Source organism: Streptomyces sp. NPDC048424 (assembly GCF_040651555.1).
Lineage (GTDB): Bacteria > Actinomycetota > Actinomycetes > Streptomycetales > Streptomycetaceae > Streptomyces.
In genome coordinates, this window is the sequence record NZ_JBEZKE010000041.1 from 46,066 (window position 1) to 54,524 (window position 8,459).

The window sequence follows — 8,459 nt, forward strand, 5'->3', positions numbered from 1 at the left end:
TTCGACAGGAGATGAGCTCAGTGAGTGATCAGATCACGGCAGTCGGCGCGCAGGAGGCGGGAGCGGAGGCCCCGCCGTCGAAGGAGGTGGCCGGCTTCTACAACGATCTCAGCGGCCTGCTGACCGAATTGTTCGGCGGGAGCCTGCACGAGGGGTACTGGACCTCCTCGTCCGACCCCGCGTCGATGGCCGAGGCGTCCCGGCAGCTCACCGATCTGCTGGTGGGCAAGATGGCGGTCAAGCCGGGGGACCGGGTCCTCGACCTGGGCTGCGGCTCCGGTGCGCCGGCCGTCCGGCTCGCGCAGACGACGGGCGCGCAGGTCGTCGGCATCACCAACAGCGCCGTACAGATCGAAGCCGCCGTCCGCAACGCGCAGGAGGCCGGACTGGGTGACCAGGTGGCGTTCCGGTGCGCGGACGCCACCGTCCTCGACTACGAGGAGCAGTCGTTCGACGCGGTCCTGATGATCGAGTCGATCTTCCACCTGCCGGACCGGCTCGGCGCGCTGCGCCAGGTCGCGCGGGTGCTCAAGCCCGGCGGACGGGTCGCGCTGACGGACCTCCTGGACCTGGACCCGGCGCCGGACCCGATGCGCCAGGCCGTGGGTGACCTGGCCGAGCACTCGCGCGAGCACGGGCACTCCCCGCTGGTGGCCAAGCCGATCCGCCTGGAGGAGTACGCGTCCCTGCTCGAGCGGGCCGGGCTGGTGCCGGTCGAGGGGACCGACGTCACCGAGCACACGGTGGCCCGGACGCTCGACTGCCTCCGCAGGAAGCTCACCGACGACCACGAGGAGCTCGTGCGGAAGTACGGCGGCCAGGTCGTGCGGCAGTACGAGACGGTCCTGCCCCTCCTGGAGCGGGCGGGCTTCGGCTACGGCGTCGTGGTCGCGCAGGCTCCCGCGTAGCCGGACCGGCGCGCGGAGCCCCGAAGCGGGCTTTCCGTGGGCGGAGTTGACGAGTGGGCGCCCGCCCATTTAAAGTGGGCGCATGCCCACTAATCCTCACGGTGAAGTACATCAGCAGCGACAGGTCGCGGAGTCCTTCGGCGCGGACGCCGAACGCTACGACCGGGCCCGGCCCCGGTATCCCGAGACCATGGTGGAGCGGATCGTCGCCGGCAGTTCCGGCAAGGACGTCCTCGACGTCGGCACCGGCACCGGCATCGCCGCCCGGCAGTTCCAGGCGATCGACTGCCAGGTGTCCGGCGTCGAGCCCGATCCGCGACTCGCCGAACTGGCCCGCCAGTTCGGCCTCGCGGTGGACGTGGCGACGTTCGAGGACTGGGATCCGGCCGGCCGGCAATACGACGCGGTGGTGGCCGCACAGGCCTGGCACTGGGTCGATCCGGTCGCGGGCGCGGCCAAGACCGCGCAGATCCTGCGCCCCGGCGGCCGCCTGGCGGCCTTCTGGAACGTCTTCCACTTCCCGGCCGAGGTGGCGGACGCGATCGCCGAGGTCTGCCAGCGGGTGATGCCCGACGCGCCGTTCGACTTCCGGGCGATGCTGACCGGCGCCATGGACGGCTACCAGGCCTTCTTCGCGAAGACCTCCGACGGGATCCGCGAGGCCGGCGGCTTCGGGGAGCCGGAGCAGTGGCGCTTCGACTGGGAGTGGACCTACACCCGGGACGCCTGGCTGGACCAGATGCCCACGCTGGGCGCCTTCACCCGGCTTCCCCCGGACAAGATGGCCGAGGTGCTCGACGGAGCCGGTGCCGCCATCGACGCGATGGGCGGCAGCTTCACGATGAACTACGCCACGGTGGCCATCTCCGCGGTGCGCACCGGCTCCTGACCCACGGCGCCTGACACACGGCGCCCCAGGAACCGGGCCCTGATCCACCCGCACGGTCCGTCCGCTGCGGGAGGGGCACCGGCCGGCGGCCAGGGTCCCGCGGTGGTCGGGCCGTGAGACGGCCCGACACCCCCGGCGTCGCGACACCCGGGCCGCCGGCCGGGCGTCCGCGGGCCCGTGCCACCGCGGGCCCGGCCCGGATCACCTTCCTCCGAAAGGACGTCATGAGACTTCTGGTGCTGGGCGGAACCCACTTCGTGGGACGCAGCATCGTCGACGCGGCACTGGAGCGCGGTGACGACGTCACCACCCTCAACCGCGGCAGCCGCCCCGCCGCCGACGGCGTCGAGCCCCTGGTCGCGGACCGGACCGATCCAACGGCCCTGCGCCGGGCGATCGGCGACCAGAAGTGGGACGGGGCGATCGACACCTGGACCGGCTCCCCCCGCGTGCTGAGCGACACCTGCGCACTGCTGGCCGATCGGGTCGGGCACTACGGCTACGTATCCAGCTGGGCGGTGTACCGGCCGCCGGCTCCGGCCGGCGCCGACGAGAGCGCCGCGACCGTCGAGGGCGATCCGGACGACGAGGCCGACGCCTTCTACCCGGTGGCCAAGCGCGGCTGCGAACTCGCCGTCCAGCGGACCTTCGGCGAGCGCGCGCTGATCACCCGTCCCGGGCCGATGCTGGGCCCGTACGAGGACGTCGGCTCGCTGACCTGGTGGCTTCGCCGCATACGACGCGGCGGGCGGGTGCTGGCCCCCGGCCGGCCGTCCGACCCGTTCCAGTACATCGACGTCCGCGACCACGCCCCCTGGATGCTGGACGCCGTCGAGCGCGGTACCGGAGGTGCGTTCAACACCGTGTGCGCCCGGGGCCGCCACACGATGGGCGATCTCCTGGAGACGATGCGCGAGGTGACGGGCTCCGACGCGGAACCGGTCTGGGTCCCCGACGAGCAACTCCTGGCCGCCGGGATCCGCCCCTATCTCGACATCCCCCTGTGGCTGCCCGCCGCGATGCGGGGAGGCATCAACGACGTCGACGTCTCCGCCGCCCACGGCGCGGGACTCGACACCACCCGACCGCTCCGGGACACCCTGGCCGATTCATGGTCCTGGCTGGAGCGGGAGGGCGAGCCGCCGTGGCAGGCGGGGGGCACCCGCGGGCTGGAGCCCGCCGTCGAGCAGCGCGTGCTCGACGGCATCGGCGGTGAGGGGCGATGACGCGCGGGTCCGGCGCCCCGGCGGAACACCTCTCGCAGCAGGAGGCGGAGGACGGTTTCTACAACGACACGAGCGAGTTCCTCGCCGAACTGTCGGGCGGCAGCCTCCACATGGGCTACTGGGACTCCCCGTCCGACCGGGCGACGATGGCCGAGGCGTCCCGCCGCCTCACCGATCTCATGGCGGAACGGATCAAGGCCGGCCCTGGGACCAGGGTCCTCGACATCGGCTGCGGCACGGGCGCGCCTGCCGTCCAGCTCGCACGGTCGACGGGCGCCTCGGTCGTCGGCATCACCAACAGCCCGGTGCAGGCACGTCTGGCCACGCAGCACGCCGAAGCGAGCGGAGCGGCCGACCTGGTGAGCTTTCGGTGCGAGGACGCCGTGGACCTCGGCTTCGCAGCGGAGTCGTTCGACGCGGTCTGGCTGTTCGAGTCGATCATGGCGATGCCGGACCGGCTCGCCGTGCTCCGGCAGGCGGCATCCGTCCTCAGACCCGGCGGCCGCCTCGCCCTCACCGACTTCCTGGACCGTACGGTGTCCGGGGACGGCGTCCAACGCGACGCGGCGGCACCGCAGTACGCCGTCCTGGCCGACAAACTGATGGCACTGCGGGACTACCCGTCGCTGCTCGAAGAGGCAGGTCTGGTCCCCGTGGAGATCACCGACGTGAGCGACCGTACGGTGGCCCGGACGATGGCCTCCATGCGGCAGAAGCTGGTGGCCGACCGCGCCCCGCTCACCCGGCGCTTCGGTGCCCAGGTCGTCGACCAGTTCGACGGCATCGTCCTGCGGCTGGAGGCGGCCGGATTCGGCTACGGCATCGTCGTCGCCGAGCGCCCCGGCGGCCGTCCGTAGAGCCGTCCACCCGGCCGGAACCGGCCGTCGCAACGAGCCGAACCGGCCCGCACCGGTCCCCTACGGGGGCGGATGCGGGCCGGTTCGTTGCTACGGCTACGGCTACGGCTACGGCTACGACTTACGGCCACGGCGGCGCCGACGGCACGGTCGAAGCCGCCGCGTCCGTCACGGGCGGACGAACGAGACCTCGGGATGCGCCGGTGAGGGGCGGTCGAGCAGCGGGCTCGGGACCCCGCGCAGCTGGAGGTCGAGGAAGGAACCGACGTAGCTCCGGGTGATCGCCGTGGCGCGCTCGCCACCGACGGTCCCGAACAGGGCCGGTGCCAGGACGGGCGGGATCGTTCCCGTCAGGTCGATGTGCTCGTAGAGCCAGTGGGCGTCGCTGAAGGACATGTGGCCGGCGGTGGGTACGCTCAGCCACCGCTTCCATCCGCCGAGGGCGGACCAGCGGTCGACCCAGTTGGCGGCGGGGGTCCCGTTGGCCGTGGGCCACTGGGCACCCATCAGCAGGACCGGCCGCGTCACCGGCCGTGCGGGCGGAGGTGTGAAGAAGGTGCCGTCCAGATTGGCGGCGGCGTCGACACGCGCGTCCTCGCCCAGGACCTCGACGGCACTGGTACCGCCGATGGCGTGGCCGACGACGGCGATGCGTGAACAGTCGACGGGCAGTCCGGAGGAGGGACTGGTCAGCTGGTCGAGCAGGAAGCGGATGTCCTTCACGCGGCTGCGGACCACATCGGGACCACCCTGGCCGGTGCAGTTCAGGCAGGGCTCCAGACGGCCCCCGGGGAACTCCACGACCGCCTCGTACGTGTGGTCCAGCGCGGCGACCACGTACCCCCGGGAGGCGAGGTCTTCGGCCAGCCCGGTCAGGGAGGCGCGGCTCATCCCGAAGCCGGGGGACAGGACGACCAGCGGCCTGCGGCCGGGGAGGGCGATCGCGTCGGTGGTGGAGTGGGTGCGTACGGTGCTGAGTTCGGCCGTGCCGAACGCCGCGGTGGACAACGGCGCGGACATGAAGGGGGTCTCGCGGTCCGAGGGGACGAGCGCGGGATACCAGACGGTGGTCATCAGCTCGCGGAAGGCCGTGCCGGGCTTCCACGGGTCGGGCCGTGAGGTGTCCTTCAGATGCAGAGTCCTGGCGCCGACCAGGTACCTGCCCGTCGGCGCGGGAAGCTCGGGACCACTGGCGGCCGTCCGCACGACGGGCGGGCGGGGGGCGGCGGCGGAGGACGGTGTTGCCACGGTCACCAGGACGCCGAAGAGGGCAACCAGCGTGGCAACAAGGCGAATTAATCGTTGCGACATGGCCTCACGCTACAACGCGAGCCCCGCCCGCCCGCCTTGATTTTCGAAGGCCTGTGCGAGTGTTCGCGGGGGCGCGGAGAGCGGCCGGGGCAGTGCTCACGCGGTCGACGTACCGCGTTCCCCACGCACCTCCGCGGGCAGGGCGAAGGTCACGTTCTCCTCGACCGGGCTGACCCTCACCGTCTCGAGGTACCCCTGCTCCGCCAGCCAGTCGAGCACCTGGGTGATCAACACCTCCGGTGCCGAGGCGCCGCTGGTCAGGCCGACCGTCGACACCCCGGCGAGCCAGGCGGGGTCGATGTCGCGGAAACCGTCGACGAGCCGGGCCGCGGGGGCGCCCGCGGCGAGGGCGGTCTCGACCAGGCGGATCGAGTTCGAGGAGTTTGGGGAGCCGACGACCAGGACGAGATCGCTGTCGCCGGCGATGGCACGGACGGCCTGCTGCCGGTTCTGCGTCGCGTAGCAGATGTCGCCGCTCGGCGGTGCGACGATCTGCGGGAACCGCCGGCTCAGCAACTCCGCCGTCGCCCTCGTCTCGTCCACCGACAGGGTGGTCTGGGAGAGCCAGGCCACCTTCGCCGGATCTCGCACCTCCACCCGGGCCACGTCGTCCGCCCCGTCGACCAGCTGCATGCGGCCGGGGGCCTCACCGAGGGTGCCGACCACCTCCTCGTGGCCCTCGTGCCCGATGAGCAGGATGTCGTAGCCGTCGTCGGCGAACCGCCTGGCCTCGTGGTGCACCTTCGCCACCAGCGGGCAGGTCGCGTCGATGGCGCGGAGGTTGCGGGACGCGGCCTCGCCGCGCACCGCGGGGGCCACCCCGTGCGCCGAGAAGATCACCACGGCGCCCTCGGGCACCTCGTCCGTCTCCTCGACGAACACCGCGCCCTTGTCCTCCAGGTCCTTCACGACGAAGGAGTTGTGGACGATCTGCTTCCTGACGTACACGGGCCGGCCGTGGATCTCCAGGGCCCGCTCGACGGTCGCGACCGCACGGTCGACGCCCGCGCAGCTGCCGTGCGGGGACGCGAGCAGGACGCGGCGTCGCGGTGCCGGGGCCGCCGCGGGGACGGGGGCGGGGTCCGGATCCGGCACACGCTGGCTCGTGGTCACGATGCTATTCCTCCGCTGTGTTCGAGGGTCGGGCGGCCGGCCCTCACGAGGGCCGCGGCCCGGCGGGCGATGTTCGGGGCGGTCAGTCCGATCCCGGCCGTGATCTGCTCCCGGCTCGCGTGGTCCAGGAACTGCTGCGGTATGCCGAAGTCGCGCAGCGGCAGGTCCACATCGGCGTCGCGCAGGGCCTGGGCGATCGCCGAACCGACGCCGCCGGCCCGGCCGTTGTCCTCCACCGTGACGATGATCCGGTGCCGCGCGGCGAGGCCCGGCAGGGCGGGGTCCACCGGTATGACCCAACGCGGGTCGACCACGGTGGAGGTGATGCCCTGGGCGGCCAGCAGCTCGGCGGCCTCCAGACAGACGGGGGCCATGGCACCGACCGAGACGATCAGTACGTCGGCCAGTACGTCGGGTGATGCGTCGGCCCGTACACCGACCAGCGCGCCGCCCAGTACGTCGTCAAGCGCGTCGGCTCGATGCGGCACGCCGCCCGATCCCGCCTTGGCGCGCAGCACGTCCATGCCGCCGATCCTGCCCAGCGACGGCACCGCGGGACCGACCGCGCCCTTGGGATAGCGCACCACGGTGGGCGCGTCGCCGACCCCCGCGGCCTCGCGCAGCTGGGCCCGGAGTTGATCGGCGTCGCGCGGGGCGGCGAGCCGCAGGCCGGGGACGACCTGCAGGATCGACATGTCCCACATGCCGTTGTGCGAGGCGCCGTCGGCGCCGGTGACGCCCGCGCGGTCGAGTACGAAGGTGACGCCGAGCCGGTGCAGGGCGACATCCATCAGGACCTGGTCGAAGGCCCGGTTCAGGAAGGTCGCGTAGAGCGCGACGACCGGGTGCAGGCCGTTGGTGGCGAGCCCCGCGGCGGACACCGCGGCGTGCTGCTCGGCGATACCGACGTCGAAGGTGCGCTCCGGGAACACCTCGGCGAACGGCGCCAGGCCCACCGGGTGCAGCATGGCCGCGGTGATGCCGACGATGTCCGTGCGCTCGCGGCCGAGGGCGACCATCTCCTCGCCGAAGACCGAGGTCCAGTCCTTGCCCGCGGTCTTGACCGGCAGCCCGGTCTCCGGGTGGATCACGCCGACCGCGTGGAAGCGGTCCTCCTCGTGGCTCTCGGCGGCGTGGTAGCCGCGGCCCTTCTCGGTGAGGCAGTGCACGATCACCGGGCCGCCGAATCCGCGAGCCCTGACGAGCGCGGACTCCATGGCCTCGAGGTCGTGGCCGTCGATCGGGCCGATGTACTTGAGGCCGAGGTCTTCGAACATGCCCTGCGGGGCGATGAAGTCCTTGAGTCCCTTCTTGGCTCCGTGCAGCGTCCCGAAGAGCGGCCGGCCGACCACGGGGGTGCGCTGCAGCGCGTCCTTGCCCCAGGACAGGAAGCGCTCGTACCCCTGGGAGGTCCGCAGGGTCGCGAGATGGTTGGCGAGGCCGCCGATGGTAGGGGAGTATGAGCGCTCGTTGTCGTTGACGACGATGACCAGTGGACGGTCCTTGGCGTCGGCGATGTTGTTGAGCGCCTCCCAGGCCATGCCGCCGGTGAGCGCGCCGTCGCCGATGACGGCGACCACGGGACGGCCCCGGTGGCCCAGGATCTGGTTGGCCTTGGCCAGGCCGTCGGCGTAGCCGAGCGCGGTTGAGGCGTGGGAGTTCTCGATCACGTCGTGTTCGGACTCGGCGCGGGACGGGTAGCCGGACAGGCCGCCCTTGGCGCGCAGCCCGGAGAAGTCCTGCCGGCCGGTGAGGAGCTTGTGCACGTAGCTCTGATGGCCGGTGTCGAAGAGGATGCGCTCGCGCGGCGAGTCGAAGACCCGGTGCAGGGCGATCGTCAGCTCGACGACGCCGAGGTTCGGCCCGAGGTGGCCACCGGTCTTGGAGACCTCCTCGACCAGGAAGCCGCGGATCTCCGCGGCCAGCGCGGTGAGTTGTGCCGGGCCGAGCCGATCGAGGTCGCGCGGTCCCCGAATGGAAGAGAGTAGTGACATGTTCCGCCCTTCGTATGCCGTGGCGGGTGGGGGTCAGGGAACGAGTACGGCGGGTGCGCCGGTTTCGACGCCGTCCTTCTCCATCTGTTCGGCGATCTTCATGGCCTCTTCGATGAGGGTCTCCACGATCTTCGACTCGGGGACGGTCTTGATGACCTCGC

General features: G+C 72.1%; 7 protein-coding genes and 1 pseudogene. 4 read left to right on the top strand and 4 right to left on the bottom strand.

Features of this window, described 5'->3' with window-relative positions:
* The first annotated feature begins 20 nt into the window (after window positions 1-20).
* The 4 genes from AB0D29_RS34990 (at window position 21) to AB0D29_RS35005 (ending at window position 3,880) form a co-directional block, all read left to right on the top strand.
* Window positions 21-908 carry a methyltransferase domain-containing protein gene (locus tag AB0D29_RS34990; RefSeq protein ID WP_362859837.1) on the top strand — a complete coding sequence of 296 codons (888 nt, stop codon included), beginning with the start codon at window positions 21-23 and terminating at the stop codon, window positions 906-908.
* Between the two features lie 82 nt (window positions 909-990).
* Window positions 991-1,797: a class I SAM-dependent methyltransferase gene (locus tag AB0D29_RS34995; RefSeq protein ID WP_362859839.1), complete on the top strand. Its 807-nt coding sequence runs from the start codon at window positions 991-993 to the stop codon at window positions 1,795-1,797.
* Window positions 1,798-2,021: 224 nt separating this feature from the next.
* On the top strand, window positions 2,022-3,023 hold the full coding sequence (locus AB0D29_RS35000) for an NAD-dependent epimerase/dehydratase family protein (RefSeq protein WP_362859841.1): 1,002 nt from the start codon (window positions 2,022-2,024) through the stop codon (window positions 3,021-3,023).
* A complete protein-coding gene (locus AB0D29_RS35005; RefSeq protein WP_362859842.1) occupies window positions 3,020-3,880 on the top strand; it encodes a methyltransferase domain-containing protein in 861 nt (286 codons plus the stop codon). The genes AB0D29_RS35000 and AB0D29_RS35005 overlap by 4 nt, the downstream gene beginning before the upstream one ends.
* A gap of 168 nt (window positions 3,881-4,048) precedes the next feature.
* On the opposite strand, the gene AB0D29_RS35010 is transcribed toward AB0D29_RS35005, so the two are convergent.
* From AB0D29_RS35010 to AB0D29_RS35025, 4 genes and pseudogenes are all read right to left on the bottom strand, one after another.
* Window positions 4,049-5,191, bottom strand: a complete 1,143-nt coding sequence (locus tag AB0D29_RS35010) for an alpha/beta hydrolase (RefSeq protein WP_362859844.1) — start codon at window positions 5,189-5,191, stop codon at window positions 4,049-4,051.
* Window positions 5,192-5,287: 96 nt separating this feature from the next.
* Complete coding sequence (locus tag AB0D29_RS35015; RefSeq protein WP_362859848.1) at window positions 5,288-6,286, bottom strand: 4-hydroxy-3-methylbut-2-enyl diphosphate reductase; 999 nt, start codon at window positions 6,284-6,286, stop codon at window positions 5,288-5,290.
* A 14-nt stretch (window positions 6,287-6,300) separates the two neighbouring features.
* Window positions 6,301-8,298, bottom strand: coding sequence for a 1-deoxy-D-xylulose-5-phosphate synthase (gene dxs / locus AB0D29_RS35020; RefSeq protein WP_362859845.1), 1,998 nt, complete (start codon window positions 8,296-8,298; stop codon window positions 6,301-6,303).
* 33 nt (window positions 8,299-8,331) lie between these two features.
* A pseudogene (locus AB0D29_RS35025) lies at window positions 8,332-8,459 on the bottom strand (4-hydroxy-3-methylbut-2-en-1-yl diphosphate synthase); the annotation flags it as partial.